Raw genomic sequence first — 13,523 nt, 5'->3', positions numbered from 1 at the left:
GAAAAGAAGCGTTTTATTTTGTATCCTCTGCCAACAAAGCAACCACGGCATCAACGACATCCTGCACCGTGCGGACCGATTTAAATACATCCGGCTGCAATCGCTTTCCCGTAAATTGCTTCAGTTTGACCACCAGATCAACAGCATCAATGCTATCAATATCCAGATCCGTGTATAAGTTGGCCTGCGGCGTGATGCTGGCTTTATCGATTTCAAACATATCGTGCAACACATCTACTACCCAAGCACCAATGTCTTCTTTCGTCATTGTCGCAGCTGCAGTTCCTGCCGTTGCCACTTTTATCGATGCCGTCATGTCACACCTTCATTTTTTTCTGTTGCTGGCAATCATCGCGGCTAATGCGCGTACCGAAGCAAAATGGTTACGCGTTTCCGCCGAATCTGCTGATAATGAAATACCGTAACGCTTCTGGATGGCAACCCCAAGTTCGAGTGCATCGATCGAGTCTAGTCCAAGTCCTTCACCAAACAATGGCGCATTCGTATCAATGTCTGCGGTTGTAATATCTTCAAGTTGCAATACATCGATAATGACTTGCTTTACCTCGTTTTCAAGCTGCTCCATCACATTGACTTTCTTTTATAAAATAATTCTGTAAATAAGCAGTTAAATGCCTTGCAGCCAACGTTTCACTTCCCGCCGTCTCAACAAAGGGTTGGACGTCGATATCTTCTTTTACCGCAATACTGAAATGTGCCATGGCTGATGGTACTTGCCACCATTTTTCTCCTTTTCCGAGAGTCGGTGGCGAACAACGAATGACGACCGGTGTCACGTTCGACAAACTGCGTACAGCAATATTTGCAGCACCACGTTTGAAGGCAATAGAACCGTCTGTCCGCGTTCCCTCTGGAAAAATAATCAAATTGCTCCCGCTCCGCAAAGAGGCGATACCGTCGGACAATAAACCCGTACCGGTATCATTTCGTATATAACCGGCGGCACGCGCTGATCCTCTGATAAAGTTGTTCTCCCAGAGTTGGCTTTTGAGCACGCAATCGGCATCCTTTACAAAGGCCATCAGGAACACGGTATCCATCAAAGTTGGATGATTTGCCAAGATCAGCAAACCTTGCCGTTGTAGTCGCTCCAGCCCACTAATTTCATAACGCAAAACGCCTAATATGCGCAACAACCTTATAAAAGTCCGAAACATCACGCGTATAATCTTGCGCGCTACCGATGCGCTTGATTCCGGCTTCTTGACGAAACTATTCATCAAGGGAAAAAAGATCAATCCCATCAACAATCCAACTACACCAAACACCAGAAAACTTAAGCCGGTTGCAGCAACGCGCCAAAAATGGTTCACGCGTTTGACAATTCTATTCACTGGTCACCATCGCGATTCGCCGTTGCTCCTGGTCGACACTGTATCGCCAAGACCAGCGGCGGTTGTCAACCAACCGAATCAACTCGTGATCTTGTCGTAATTGAAATGCCAATATATCCAGACCAGCTGGCTGAGGAACCTTCGCCATCACCAACTTAGTGATGTCGGTATTTTCCGCATTACTCCCACTATGCGTACTAAGACTATGACTAGCCGCAGATTCCCAAGTAAGAAATATCGTATCAGCGCCACGCTGCACGGTCGGTTGAATTAACCAAGCCCAGGCAAAGGGCTGATCTTCGCAATCCTTGAATTCACCGAACTCATCCGGTAACAGACCATCGTAGACCACCAACAATACTTCCGGCGCACCGTCAGCTAGCAATCCGCAAGCCTCAATCACCGCATGCTCGACGCCGCTATTACCTGCAGATAGAGCGCTATGACTTGCCTGATCGTGTCGCGCAATCGACAGCAAACCAGCGGTCGCGTTGTGCACCGACAAACTAAAGGAAGTCGGAGATAGCGGCACCTCTCGCACCAGATCTTGCAACAGTTCTACCGAACGTGCGCACTCGCCGTGCCGCGAACAAAACACTGTAGCAACGTCGGATCGCCCTTGTAGGCAGAGATATGCTACTTCAAGCGCCATCCTGCCGACAGATCCGGCGCGTCGACGCAGCATCGCTGGCATGGATAAAACCGGAGGCTCGGTGTCACCCTGAATCAGGGGGCAACGTTGCGCCCATTCGCGCCACTCAGCGTCGGTTTCTAGACCCGGTGCCCATGCTGCATGCGCTGCGATTGAAAATTGAACCCCATTGATTGCGCGGTCGCGACTCATTTTCATCATATTCCAACGCCGTTCCAGACCCAATATTATAAACAGCAACCTATTCGAACGGAGTTAAATCGACGATTACTTAAGTAATCGTCTTTAACTTCTGCACCTGAATAGAGCCTGAATATGTCATTTCAATCGATTAGCCTCTTCGCTTTGGATAACCTTCGGCAGTGATACGTTCCCAAACGGCTGTTTTCTCTTCATCATTCATAAAAACCCAGTGTGCGACTTCGTTAACAGTGCGCCCACACCCACGACATACGTCATCAAAAGTGGTGGAACAAACTGCAACACAAGGCGTATCGGGACGTTCCGGGCGAGACTCTGACATGCGAACCTTACTAGTAGATATTAAACTTATAATTAATATAGTGTCATGGTGTATCAGTTGTATGCTTTGTTTCCGTGACCTGAGCCCGCATATTTTGCAAGAAAATATAATGGCGAAAAATCAATATTGAAAACTACTTCACTGAGGACACAATTCTATAACAGTCCGCGTCCGCGGTATCTCACAGAAAGCTCGGTTAAGTCACATGTCGGTCAAAAGCTGAATTAAATCAACATTCAGGCGTTCGGTACTTGACACGTAAACGAAAAAGGTCAGCATCTTTCGCAGGCATTCTGCGTTAATAATGCTGACCTTGCTCATACTAAACTGGCATGTGCGCCAACGATTAAGCGCCCGTGACTGATTTACAGATTAACTAAGAGCCTACTTTTTCCCTGATTTTGCATCACTTTTTTCATTAGCCATATTGCCTCCATCGATCACCGTTTGCTGTGCTTCCAGCGCACGAATACGATTCCGCAGAACCATTAACTCGTTACGCGCCGTTTGTTGCTTATTATTTAACGCCAGAGCTTGTTGACGCGCTTGATCTTGCTGCGCAGAAACTGTTTTCTCTTGCTGACGTTGAACAGCTAAATCATTTTGAAGTGCCAACAACCGGTTTTCCTGCCCTGAAATTAATTGCTCCGTATATTGCTTATCAGCCTCAAGCTTAATTCGACGAATATCTACCTCTGCCAGTTTTTCCGTTTGCCCCACAAAACTCTTATAGGTCTGCTCTGCCTGGACTTCGGAGGTCGTTTTAACTACTCTCCAAAAGTTTTTTTGTTGAAATAAAGCCACATAATAAGTGCGGTTATCAGACTTAAATAAAAGACTGGAGCCGTAATTGCCATTATAAGTAGTACGCAACTCACTAATACCCTGGCCCTGCATTAGATGCTGCAATTCGCCGATAGTGCTGTTCGCAGTATCAATCGTTGGTGCCGCCGCCGTTGAGCCAGCTGCTGACGTCATAGTATTAGGCGACGTAGTTGCGCCCTGAGGGCGAGACGCCGACTGCGCCATTACATTGGTGGACAGTGCGGCAATAACCGCCACAATGCTCAGCCCACTTGCCGCACCGCCAACACATCGACCCATCACTTCACACACATTTAGGTTCATCCCTGTTTCCCTGTCATTGTTTATTGTTAATTGTTAATTGTTTCTTTTCAGCAATGATGATTGCCGCGTGAATTTTATTGCTTTTAAGCTTTACTTTTTAATTTATGTCCACTTTTGTACAATGATTTTTTAGCGGTATCCATTGCATTTTTTAGTAGCGCATCCATTATTCAATTTCACCAATTGCCTCAGTATCCGCAATCTGGAATTTACGCATCTTTTCCCACAATACTTTGCGGCTAATACCGATAGCGTGCGCAGTATCCTGACGTCGCCACCCATTTGCATCCAGGGCTGCCAGAATACGATTCCGTTCCGCCAACTCGCCCTTTTTACGTACCATCAACAGATCAGTGCCCTCATTGGTCCGCGCCAACGATCCCAGCATCGCAAATACGCGGTCGATGCGTATCCTGTCCCAACTTCCTAACTGACGATAAATGATCCCTATCCGTTCCGCGACATTTCGCAACTCGCGCACATTTCCGGCGAAGCTTGAGGTTGCGACCATTTCAAGTAACCAATCCGGGGACGGCGGAATTTCGTCATAAGTCTGAGCCAGCAGTGCGCTAAATATGGCGATTTTATCGACACTTCCACGCTCTTCCAGATTCGGCACGCGCAACTCGATAACAGCCAGCCTGTAATATAAATCGGCGCGAAACATATCCTGCTGAACCTGTTCCCGCAAATTGCGGTTGGTCGCTGCCACAAGCCTAAAATCCAACTTGATTTCGGTTTGGGAACCTAGTCTCGTAACCGTACTTTGCTCCAATACGCGTAATAGTTTAACCTGTTGATACAACGGTAAATCGCCAATTTCATCAAGGAAAAGCGTGCCGCCATCGGCCTGCTCAAAATACCCTTTGTGCGCCAATAAAGCGCCAGTAAACGCACCTTTTGCATGGCCAAAAAATAGCGATTCAAATAAACCATCGGGAATCGCTCCGCAATTGACTGCAACAAACGGGCCTTGCCGATACCGGCCATGACGCTGATGCAGTAACTGCGCAATGCGCTCCTTACCAACGCCGGTCTCGCCCATGATCAGGACACTCGACTCACAATCGGCAAATGCCTCAGCTTCAGCGACCAGCGCTTGCATACAGTCGGATTGCGCTATCAATGGCTGCAACTTACGATCCGGCTCGTTGCTGGCGTGCATTTCTGCTGCCAGTCGGAACACCAGCATGCGCAACTCAGCACAAGTAAAATCACGCATCAAAATGTGCGAATACTCGGTCGGATAAACACGTGGGTTAGCTGTCCGCACCACATCTGCAACCCAAATCACCGGCATGCAATGCGCTTTTTGCCAAGCCTCAGCAGAAAACTCTCCACGGTCAATTACCGTCACCGACATCACAGCAATCGATGGGCGCAACGACACCAGATCGCGCGAGATGGTCAAACCATCTGAGCGAATCACCTGGACATCAAAGCTACTAAGACAATGCGCGATTCGATCGGCAATATCCGACGTACCTTCCCACACATAGATGTCCAGGCTTTCTGGTAATAGTTTGTTTTCTATTTTCATTTACGCTCATCCATCCTTACTCTTTACTGCCAATTTTTGATGCATTATTTTGCACTCTCAACAAATCTTTGATGTCACCGAGCCGCTCATAAATATTAAATGCCAATATCCATAACTCACTCATCACACGCCACAACAACAGCGACAACAAGGTCCCGCCCAGCGCAAGTGACACCCGCCCGACACCGCCACTCGACCCGCCGCTATTGAAGCAACTCAACAAACCCCCGATGACGATCACCGCTATGCCTGCGCGATAAATAAACTTGATTAAATACGGCGCAATCAAATGTTCAAAACCAAACAGCAGAGATAGCTTTGAATACCCTTTTTTTGTTGTCACTGCATTCCCATTTTTTAATATAACGTTCTTTATAAATGCCGCGTGAATAATGTACCGGATAGCGCACTTGAAACGGCCGTGAATGGCGCGTTAAAAGTGTACCAATCCCAGCCTGTAGTCTTATGCCCTTGATGGTGCATAAGAAAGGCGGAAAGGATGTTTCCCGTGGACATATACGTCAAAGTACGTCGCGCCGTGATGGTCGAGAACAAGAGTGAGCGTGCGGTTGCGCGCTACTTCGGTATCCATCGCAATACCGTCAGGAAGATGTGCCAGTTCGCGGCACCGCCGGGATATCGGCGAGCGCCGGCCCCGGTCTCTCCGACGCTGGCACCGTTCGCAGCCATCATCGACGCCATTCTCGAGGCCGATAAGCAAGTCCATGTGAAACAGCGCCATACGGCGGTACGTATCCGCGAACGATTACGTGACGAGCATGGTTACGACGGTAGCTACACCCTGGTGCGCGAGTACGTCAACGGTGTGGCCAGCCGGCAGAAGGAAGTGTTCATGCCACTGGCGCATCGCCCCGGCCATGCCCAGGTCGATTTCGGCGAAGCCGACGGGTACATCGGCGGCAAGAAGGTCCGCTTCCACTATTTCTGCCTGGACATGCCGCATTCGGATGCGTGTTTCGTCAAGGCGTATCCGACCGAAGACACGGAAGCCTTTCTGGACGGTCATCTTGCTGCCTTCGCGTTTCTCGGTGGCGTGCCGCAATCAATTCTGTACGACAACACCAGGATTGCAGTGGCCAAGATATTAGGCGATGGCCAGCGCCGACGGACCCATGCCTTTGCCGAATTGCAGAGTTATTACTTGTTTGATGATAAATTCGGACGTCCCGCCAAAGGTAACGACAAGGGTAAAGTGGAAGGACTGGTCGGCTACAGCCGACGCCACTTCATGGTGCCATTGCCGGTGGCAGATGACTTCGCTGCATTGAATAGCCAATTGCTGGACGGCTGCCTGAAACGTCAGCGTGCCGTGCTGCGTGGTCAATCTGACACCATCGGCCAGCGCCTCATCCATGACCGGGCGGCATTGATGCCGTTGCCGGTAACGCTCTATGACGCCAGTCACAAGCAAACCAGCCGGGTATCATCGCAATCGTTGGTCCGTTACCGCACCAACGACTATTCGGTACCGACGCAATACGGTCATCAGGCGGTGCTGGTCAAAGGCACCGTCGACTGGGTCGACATCTATCTGGTTGGCAATCCGGAGTGCATTGCGCACCATCGTCGCAGTTATGCCAAAGCGGACTTCGTGGTGAACCCGCTGCACTATCTGGCGTTGCTGGAGAGGAAGCCGCGTGCGCTTGACCAGGCTGCACCGCTGCAAGAGTGGGCATTACCAGCGGCCTTCGAGCGATTGCGACGCCTGCTGGAAGCGCGCATGGACAAGCGTGGGCGCAAGGAATATATCCAGGTCCTGCGGTTGCTGGAAACCTTCAGCATCGGGCAAGTCGAGCGTGCCATTGGCCAGGCCCATCATCTGGGCGTGCTCAGCTTTGATGCCATCAAACACCTAGTATTGTGCGCCATCGAACGACGACCACCCAAGCTGGATTTAACCCTGTATCCGTATTTGCCGAACGCCACGGTCGGCACGACCGATGCCGGCAGCTACCTCAGCTTGCTCAGCGGGAATGCGCTACTGACGCAACCTGTTACCGGAGACCTCGCATGAACGCCAACAGCGCGGCGCTGTCCGAGACCACCACGGTGGCACCGCAGGTACTGTTGGTCAACCACTTCAAAGCCCTGAAGCTGCCGACCTTTGCCCGGGAGTATGAGAAGGTCGGCGCCGACTGCGCGCGTGAAGGCGTAGATTACCCACGCTATTTATTACGGTTGTGCGAACTCGAACGTATCGACCGTGAACGCCGCACGATGGAGCGGCGCATCCGTCTGGCCAGGTTTCCGGTGACCAAGAGTCTGGATACCTTCGACTTCATGGCGATGCCAACCTTAAACAAATCCCTGGTGCTCGAACTGACACGCTGTGAGTGGATTGATAAGCGCGAGAACGTCATCGCGTTAGGACCTTCGGGTGTTGGCAAGACGCATACTGCGCTGGCACTAGGATTAGCTGCCTGTCAGAAAGGACACAGCGTTGCCTTTACGACGGCCGCCGCCCTGGTCCATGAACTGATGGAAGCGCGTGACGAGAAACGACTGCGTGCCTTGCAAAAGCAACTGACTAACGTGAAGTTACTGATTATCGATGAACTGGGCTATGTGCCGTTCACAGCGGTCGGTGCGGAATTGTTGTTTGAGGTCTTTAGCCGACGCTATGAGCACGGTGCCACGCTGGTGACCTCGAATTTACCGTTTGACGAGTGGACCAGCGTCCTCGGTTCGGAGCGGCTGACTGGCGCCTTGCTTGACCGGCTTACCCATCACGTCCACATCCTGGAAATGAACGGCGAATCGTATCGATTGGCCACCAGCAAGAAACGGCAACAGCGCAATGTCAAACCAAACAGCACTGCTGAAAAAGGAGGGGCCAACCCGTAAAAGCAACGTCTTGAGGGAACGGGCTACGCTGCGCTGCGCCCGCCACCCCAACTCTGCAGAGTATAGAAATGTGCATTGAAAAGAGAATAATTCAGGCCCTCAACGGCTCTATTTATTAACCCGGATTGGTACACTTTTAACGCGCCATTTGGTACATCTTTACTCCGGCATTGACAAATGCGCGTGAAATTTTCATTTTTGTCTCCTTGATTTGATAAAATAATTGCTCGTTTCGGCCATCGGTGCCACATTCATTGCTAGACCATAGCCACCGCCCTCGTCCACCCGGACGATACACCGCGGAACTTCACCAGGAAGCAGCTTCTTAGTTCGTTTTCCAGGCAAGTACCCGGCTTTCACCGGTGCGCAGCAGCAAGTTACTTAAGAAGCCGATCATGCCGAGCAGCGCGATCCCGGCGAATAGTTCGGCCGACTGGAAGGTGCGTGCCGCCAGCAGAATCGCAAGGCCGAGGCCTTGCTGGGACGTCAGCATTTCACCGACGACCGCGACGATCAGCGCCACCGTCAGCGATAGCCGGAGTCCCGCAAAGATATCAGGCAAGGCATTCGGCAAGCCGATCTTGATGATGAATGCGATCCGGCTCATGTGAAGCACACGGGCGACCTCGCCCAGCCTCGGCTCGACCGATGCAAAACCATTCACGGTCGCGAGCAGCACCGGCCATATTGCGCCGAAGCCAATGACCGACAGCACCATACTCTCGGTAAGACCGAATAGCGAGATTGCAACCGGGATGATGGCGGAGGCAGGCAAGGGACGGATGAACTCCAGCGTCGGTTGGAGCAGCCTGCGCGTCGTCGGCGACACGCCGATAATGGCGCCGAGTAGAATTCCGGCAAGCGAGGCAAGTAGCCAGCCGTAAACCATCCGCTCGACAGTTGCCAAGGTCTGCCGCCCGGTCTCGCCATGGAGCACGCCATCCCACAGCACGTCCAACGTTGCCTTCGGTGTGGGAAGGAAGACAGGGGATATTAGTTGGATCGTCGACGCCAGCCACCACAGTCCAATTACCATGGCGAGGACACCAATTCCAGCGAACCGGATCAACATTGGATTGCGCTTCATCGCCCACCTCCCGGTATACCGCTGTAGGCCCCGAACAAGCGATGTTGGAGCTCGTGCAGCACCACGTTGATTGTCCAGCCGAGAATGCCTACCCAGGCAAGCAACGCGAGCATCAGGTCGGGGCGCAGGTTCTGTTGTGCGATGATGAGTCCATAACCGAGCCCGTAGGGATTCACGGTGATTTCCACGGTTACCGCGACGACAAGGGATATCCCAACAACCTGTCGCAGGGCGACGAACATGCGGGGCAGCATCGCCGGCAGCACGATCTTGACTACGCGTGCGGCTGCACCCAGGTTCATGACCCGTGCTACTTCAAGCAGTCGGGGTTCGACCTGCGCTGCCGCAGATTGGGTCAGGATCAACATCGGCCAGAACGTCGCGAACGCGACGATCGACGCCTCGAGGAGGATGCCCATGCCAAATACCAACAGCGCCAGCGGAATGAGGGCAACCGAGGGTATTGGCCGCAGCAACTCGATGGTCGGTGCGCCGATGTCCATGGCAGTCCGTGAGAGACCGAGCGGAATGCCAAGCAGAACGCCCAGCGATCCGCCTATGGCTAGACCGACACCGGCACCGCTCAGTGTCTGCACTGTCATGTCGAGTAGCGTTCCGTCGATCAATGCGTGCCAAGCGGCCGCGGCAACCTGCGTCGGCGGTGCAAGCGTATCGCTGCCGTGATCCATTATTCGAAAAAGCGCTTCCGCCGCAGCCAGAGCCGTGACCGGAAGTAAAAGAGCACGCCAGTTCATCAGAATTGCTCCAAGAAACCCTGTCCTTCAGGACGGGGAGTGAAAGAAGTCGGGCACCCAGCGTTCGCAGCCGCCCAGGTGAAAAAATGTGTTGAACTATATTGTTGGTTCACGATTAAGCTCCTTAAGTGCATCAGTAAGCGATTACGCGCTGGGGAATGAGCAATCCGCGGCGTTTTTTTCCAATCTGCGGTCGCTGTTGGCGAGGTCGAAAGATATCCCGCAGATCGAATAAGGAAGCAGCCTATGCTTCGGCCGGTTTCAGTCTGCGCCATCAGACGCCAGCAGTGGAAATCCTCTTCGGTTTACGAGCAGGAGGATGTCAACAGTGCGTCTCTTGGACGAAGTCGTAGAGATACCGCCGCAGGCGCAAGAACTCGGGGTGCTCACGCGTCGAGAGCTGATCCCTCGCGCGCGGTATATTGACCTCGATAATCTCCGCAACACGGCCAGGATTCGCCTTAAGGGCAATCACGCGGTCACCGAGGTAGATTGCTTCCTCGATATCGTGTGTAATGAACAGCACGGTTGTGCCTGCCTCTTCTGCCAAGCGTGCGACCTCGTCTTGGAGCGACTGTCTTGTCATCGCATCGAGCGCGCCGAACGGCTCGTCCATGAGCAGGACCGCTGGCTCTTGGGCCAGACAACGAGCGATCTGCAAGCGCTGCTGCATACCGCCGGACATCTGGTTTGGATACTTGTCGGAATGGCTTGCCAGCCCGACCTTCTGCAGCAATTGTGCGATGCGCCCTTGACGTTGCGCTGGCGGGATGCCGCGTGACTCCAGCGCCAGACTGATATTGCCGGCCGCAGTGCGCCAGGGCAGCAGCGCCTTGCCATAGTCTTGGAACACGATTGCGATTTCCGGCGACGGCCCCTCGATAAGTCGGTCACCGTAGCTGATGCTGCCTGCGGATGGACGGAATAGTCCGCTAAGTAGCCGCAGCAAGGTGGTTTTCCCGCATCCAGAGGGCCCGACCACACAGACGAATTCGCCCGCCTTCAGCTCAAACGACATACCGTCAATGATGCGGTGTCCACCGAGAACCAGCGCCACTTGGTCAAAGCGAATCGCGTGCTTTGCCGCCTTGGCGCGAACGTTGGCATGCCGCGTTTCCGCTGGCATGGAGTCGATGTGGAGGTTCGCGACGTTGTTCATGGCGCCTCCTGTACGAAGCGTCCGTTTGGGCACCCCGCTTCAATAGCCGGACGTTGTAATTGGAATTTCATATACTGTCTCCTATGTTGGTGCCAGTCTCAGCTGGCTACCTTGTTGATATCTTGTGTGGTGCTGGCTGGCGGCGCGGCTAGCAAGCCACGTTCGCGCTTCCCTTGAGCTGCAACATCTCGCGGCCGCCGCAGATAAAGGCAAACAGCTCCTCGGACGTGTCGGCTCCACCGGCAATGCACTTGCCTTCGGAAAGGCGCTCTAATCGCTTGTCAGCGATATGCATCAGTATTGTGCCCAGCGTTCAAAAATAGCCTCGAAAAGATGTTCCTTTTTCCCGAAGTAGTAACCCGTCAGGCGCAACGGTACGCCGGCGACGTCTGCAATGTTGCGATTCAACACCGCGTAGTAGCCGAACTGGGCGAAAAGCTTCTCCGCGCTCAGCACGATGTTCTTCTTTCGGTCTTGCTTGATCGGTTTCAGGATTGGAGTCGGCATGGCGAAATTTGAATACGCCACGATTAGCCATAATTACACAGATGTATAAGTTACACGACTGAGTAATTTAATGTCAAGTATTTTTTGAATTTCTGAGTTGAGCAAGGGGAAATACGGTTTTGTCGCCTTAGCCAACCCAAGTCGGATTTCTAGCAAGCGGGGATGGAACCCAGCTGCCATTCGCAATATCACGGATGTATACGCCATCGTAACTTCGCTTCGCGAACAACTTCTCCGTGCTTAGCCATATAGTCGTTTTTCGATCCTGGTTGATAAATTTCAACACCAGAGCTTGGTTGATAACGACTTTTTTCGTTGCCGCAACCTCAATACTGGACAACTGTGTAAGTACGCGATACAAATTTAGTCGTCAGGTCCATTTTTTCTTTTCTCTAAAATGACTACTTTCAATTCTCAGAATGCTTGTCCCGCTTTGACCCCGAAAGACAAAAAACTTGACCGACTCCAAACTCACGACTATTATACAGTTGTGTAACATTCGTGACTATATCGGGCTTCATCATGTTTTTGGCAATCTCACAAATAGAGAAATACACCTAACATTTAACCCGACTACGTCATAAATTAAAAAAGGAAAGCAGCTAATGTTTAATTTTTTTATGTTCTGCTTCGCAGAAGACTGCTGGTCTGTGCCGGCTTATCTGGAGCTGTTGCCTAGGGGCCTGATTGGCGACGAGTTCTAACCAGATTATTCACAGCTTATTTGCCTGCGGCTCCATAATTTCTGTGGTTTTCACATCGAGTGTGGCTGCATTCGGCGCATTGACACCTCCCAAACCACAGTCGTTCTGCCTGGCGATCAATTAATGGTTGAAATGCGACGCCGTTGCGACCGACCCAGTCAGCGAAGGTGGAACTGGCAATCGGCACGCCTTAGCGGTGACTGATCGCGCCATGAGGTACAGCGGAAGTGGTCGACAAATTTTTGCACCATCACCCAAGTAAGCAAGCCTGGAGCCGCGAAGCCACCGTCGATGATGACCGCAGGAATTGCTGCTGCGGTGATCGTCTCGCAGGCGGGCATATTGTAAGCGAAGATGGCGGTTCAGAAAAAAACGCGCTGGTTCAACATCAAGTTGCTCCGTGACGTCTTCGCCGATCTTGATAAATGCTTCACCACAGGCGGGGCAGCTGTCTTCCCTATCGCTGCATAAATCAAGAACTCAACCTCCCATTTCGTCTGTCCTCATCCCACGGTTTTACGTACTCTCAGTCAGAACCATCTTGAATCTCAATCAACCCTAGCTTTAAGGCCTTAAAAATTGCATAAATTGTAGGTAGTATATATTTTAAGCTCTTTATTGTTTCTTTTTATGAAATAATATGTTGTGTTTTTTGACCTTTATCTTGATTAGCATAGGAATTAAACTGTGCTTACGAAGTCGGATTTATAAACGACTAAGACTTCTCAAGGCCGAACCAGATGCCACCATCATGCAGGAGCGCTGAGTCCGGAGTCGATAACCGCACTTATTGGAGAGTAAAAATGAACCCCAAACACTTAATCGCTGTCCTTGCCATGTTAACTGCGAGCGCTTCCACATTTGCCGGATCGGTGCCAAAGATTGATCTTCTGGGTGATTCAGTACCAGTATCAACAGCCTTCCGAACAATCGTCATTACTCCAGACACAAAGTATGTGAACGTCACGGGTGGCCAAACGGTCAGGTTCATTGCTGGCGATAAATCTTTTGCATGGAATTTTGATGGCGCAATAGCGGTTTCCTCATTCGTCTTAAACCGGGCGGCGCCGGCGAGCATGCTTGACCACAAAGTAATCGCCTATGTCGCACCCAATCCTCTATACCTCCCATAATCATGGAAGGTGGACTAAGAGGGTGGACTAACTCTGGGGTGATGTCCTGATGTAGAGTGCAGGTAAAGCCGGAGAAAACCATGCCAGGGGTTCGTTTGATATGCGTCCTTATTCT

17 protein-coding genes are annotated in these 13,523 nt (G+C 51.6%); 3 read left to right on the top strand and 14 right to left on the bottom strand.

Going from position 1 to position 13,523, the window contains the following annotated elements; genetic code table 11:
- Positions 1–13 precede the first annotated feature (13 nt).
- The 8 genes from RGU75_RS15490 to RGU75_RS15455 all read right to left on the bottom strand — a co-directional run bounded on the left by RGU75_RS15490 (position 14) and on the right by RGU75_RS15455 (position 5,541).
- Positions 14–268 (bottom strand): acyl carrier protein, encoded by a 255-nt coding sequence (locus RGU75_RS15490; RefSeq protein ID WP_322240568.1) that lies wholly within the window; start codon positions 266–268, stop codon positions 14–16.
- A gap of 57 nt (positions 269–325) precedes the next feature.
- Positions 326–586 (bottom strand): phosphopantetheine-binding protein, encoded by a 261-nt coding sequence (locus tag RGU75_RS15485; protein ID WP_322237384.1) that lies wholly within the window; start codon positions 584–586, stop codon positions 326–328.
- A complete protein-coding gene (locus RGU75_RS15480) occupies positions 573–1,355 on the bottom strand; it encodes a lysophospholipid acyltransferase family protein (protein ID WP_322237382.1) in 783 nt (260 codons plus the stop codon). The genes RGU75_RS15485 and RGU75_RS15480 overlap by 14 nt, the downstream gene beginning before the upstream one ends.
- Positions 1,348–2,208 carry a beta-ketoacyl synthase chain length factor gene (locus tag RGU75_RS15475; RefSeq protein ID WP_322237379.1) on the bottom strand — a complete coding sequence of 287 codons (861 nt, stop codon included), beginning with the start codon at positions 2,206–2,208 and terminating at the stop codon, positions 1,348–1,350. Before RGU75_RS15475 ends, RGU75_RS15480 begins: the two co-directional genes overlap by 8 nt.
- A 130-nt stretch (positions 2,209–2,338) precedes the next feature.
- Complete coding sequence (locus RGU75_RS15470; protein ID WP_322237375.1) at positions 2,339–2,530, bottom strand: DUF1289 domain-containing protein; 192 nt, start codon at positions 2,528–2,530, stop codon at positions 2,339–2,341.
- A 384-nt stretch (positions 2,531–2,914) separates the two neighbouring features.
- Positions 2,915–3,658, bottom strand: a complete 744-nt coding sequence (locus RGU75_RS15465; protein WP_322237374.1) for a DUF2968 domain-containing protein — start codon at positions 3,656–3,658, stop codon at positions 2,915–2,917.
- 166 nt (positions 3,659–3,824) lie between these two features.
- Positions 3,825–5,192, bottom strand: a complete 1,368-nt coding sequence (locus RGU75_RS15460; protein ID WP_416186873.1) for a sigma 54-interacting transcriptional regulator — start codon at positions 5,190–5,192, stop codon at positions 3,825–3,827.
- A gap of 22 nt (positions 5,193–5,214) precedes the next feature.
- The gene (locus RGU75_RS15455; RefSeq protein ID WP_322237369.1) at positions 5,215–5,541 is read right to left on the bottom strand and encodes a DUF4282 domain-containing protein; all 327 of its coding nucleotides are present in this window, start codon (positions 5,539–5,541) and stop codon (positions 5,215–5,217) included.
- A gap of 156 nt (positions 5,542–5,697) precedes the next feature.
- Here RGU75_RS15455 and istA point away from each other — a divergent pair, with 156 nt between their 5' ends.
- Both istA and istB read left to right on the top strand, forming a co-directional pair.
- Complete coding sequence (istA, locus tag RGU75_RS15450; protein ID WP_322232686.1) at positions 5,698–7,233, top strand: IS21 family transposase; 1,536 nt, start codon at positions 5,698–5,700, stop codon at positions 7,231–7,233.
- Positions 7,230–8,063 carry an IS21-like element helper ATPase IstB gene (gene istB, locus RGU75_RS15445; protein WP_322232684.1) on the top strand — a complete coding sequence of 278 codons (834 nt, stop codon included), beginning with the start codon at positions 7,230–7,232 and terminating at the stop codon, positions 8,061–8,063. Before istA ends, istB begins: the two co-directional genes overlap by 4 nt.
- 325 nt (positions 8,064–8,388) lie before the next feature.
- On the opposite strand, the gene RGU75_RS15440 is transcribed toward istB, so the two are convergent.
- The 6 genes from RGU75_RS15440 to RGU75_RS15415 all read right to left on the bottom strand — a co-directional run bounded on the left by RGU75_RS15440 (position 8,389) and on the right by RGU75_RS15415 (position 12,692).
- On the bottom strand, positions 8,389–9,150 hold the full coding sequence (locus RGU75_RS15440) for an ABC transporter permease (RefSeq protein ID WP_322237366.1): 762 nt from the start codon (positions 9,148–9,150) through the stop codon (positions 8,389–8,391).
- The gene (locus RGU75_RS15435) at positions 9,147–9,905 is read right to left on the bottom strand and encodes an ABC transporter permease (RefSeq protein ID WP_322237364.1); all 759 of its coding nucleotides are present in this window, start codon (positions 9,903–9,905) and stop codon (positions 9,147–9,149) included. The genes RGU75_RS15440 and RGU75_RS15435 overlap by 4 nt, the downstream gene beginning before the upstream one ends.
- Positions 9,906–10,227: 322 nt before the next feature.
- Positions 10,228–11,064 (bottom strand): ABC transporter ATP-binding protein, encoded by an 837-nt coding sequence (locus RGU75_RS15430; RefSeq protein ID WP_416186821.1) that lies wholly within the window; start codon positions 11,062–11,064, stop codon positions 10,228–10,230.
- 148 nt (positions 11,065–11,212) lie between these two features.
- The gene (locus RGU75_RS15425) at positions 11,213–11,359 is read right to left on the bottom strand and encodes a hypothetical protein (protein ID WP_322237361.1); all 147 of its coding nucleotides are present in this window, start codon (positions 11,357–11,359) and stop codon (positions 11,213–11,215) included.
- On the bottom strand, positions 11,359–11,571 hold the full coding sequence (locus RGU75_RS15420; protein ID WP_322237359.1) for a TetR/AcrR family transcriptional regulator: 213 nt from the start codon (positions 11,569–11,571) through the stop codon (positions 11,359–11,361). The genes RGU75_RS15425 and RGU75_RS15420 overlap by 1 nt, the downstream gene beginning before the upstream one ends.
- Positions 11,572–12,395: 824 nt before the next feature.
- The gene (locus tag RGU75_RS15415) at positions 12,396–12,692 is read right to left on the bottom strand and encodes a hypothetical protein (RefSeq protein WP_322240563.1); all 297 of its coding nucleotides are present in this window, start codon (positions 12,690–12,692) and stop codon (positions 12,396–12,398) included.
- A gap of 386 nt (positions 12,693–13,078) precedes the next feature.
- Between RGU75_RS15415 and RGU75_RS15410 the strand changes: the two genes are divergently transcribed.
- Positions 13,079–13,408: a CzcE family metal-binding protein gene (locus RGU75_RS15410; RefSeq protein WP_322237357.1), complete on the top strand. Its 330-nt coding sequence runs from the start codon at positions 13,079–13,081 to the stop codon at positions 13,406–13,408.
- Positions 13,409–13,523 lie beyond the last annotated feature (115 nt).

The organism is Glaciimonas sp. CA11.2 (assembly GCF_034314045.1).
GTDB lineage: Bacteria > Pseudomonadota > Gammaproteobacteria > Burkholderiales > Burkholderiaceae_D > Glaciimonas.
This window is presented reverse-complemented; position numbering and strand designations above follow the sequence as displayed.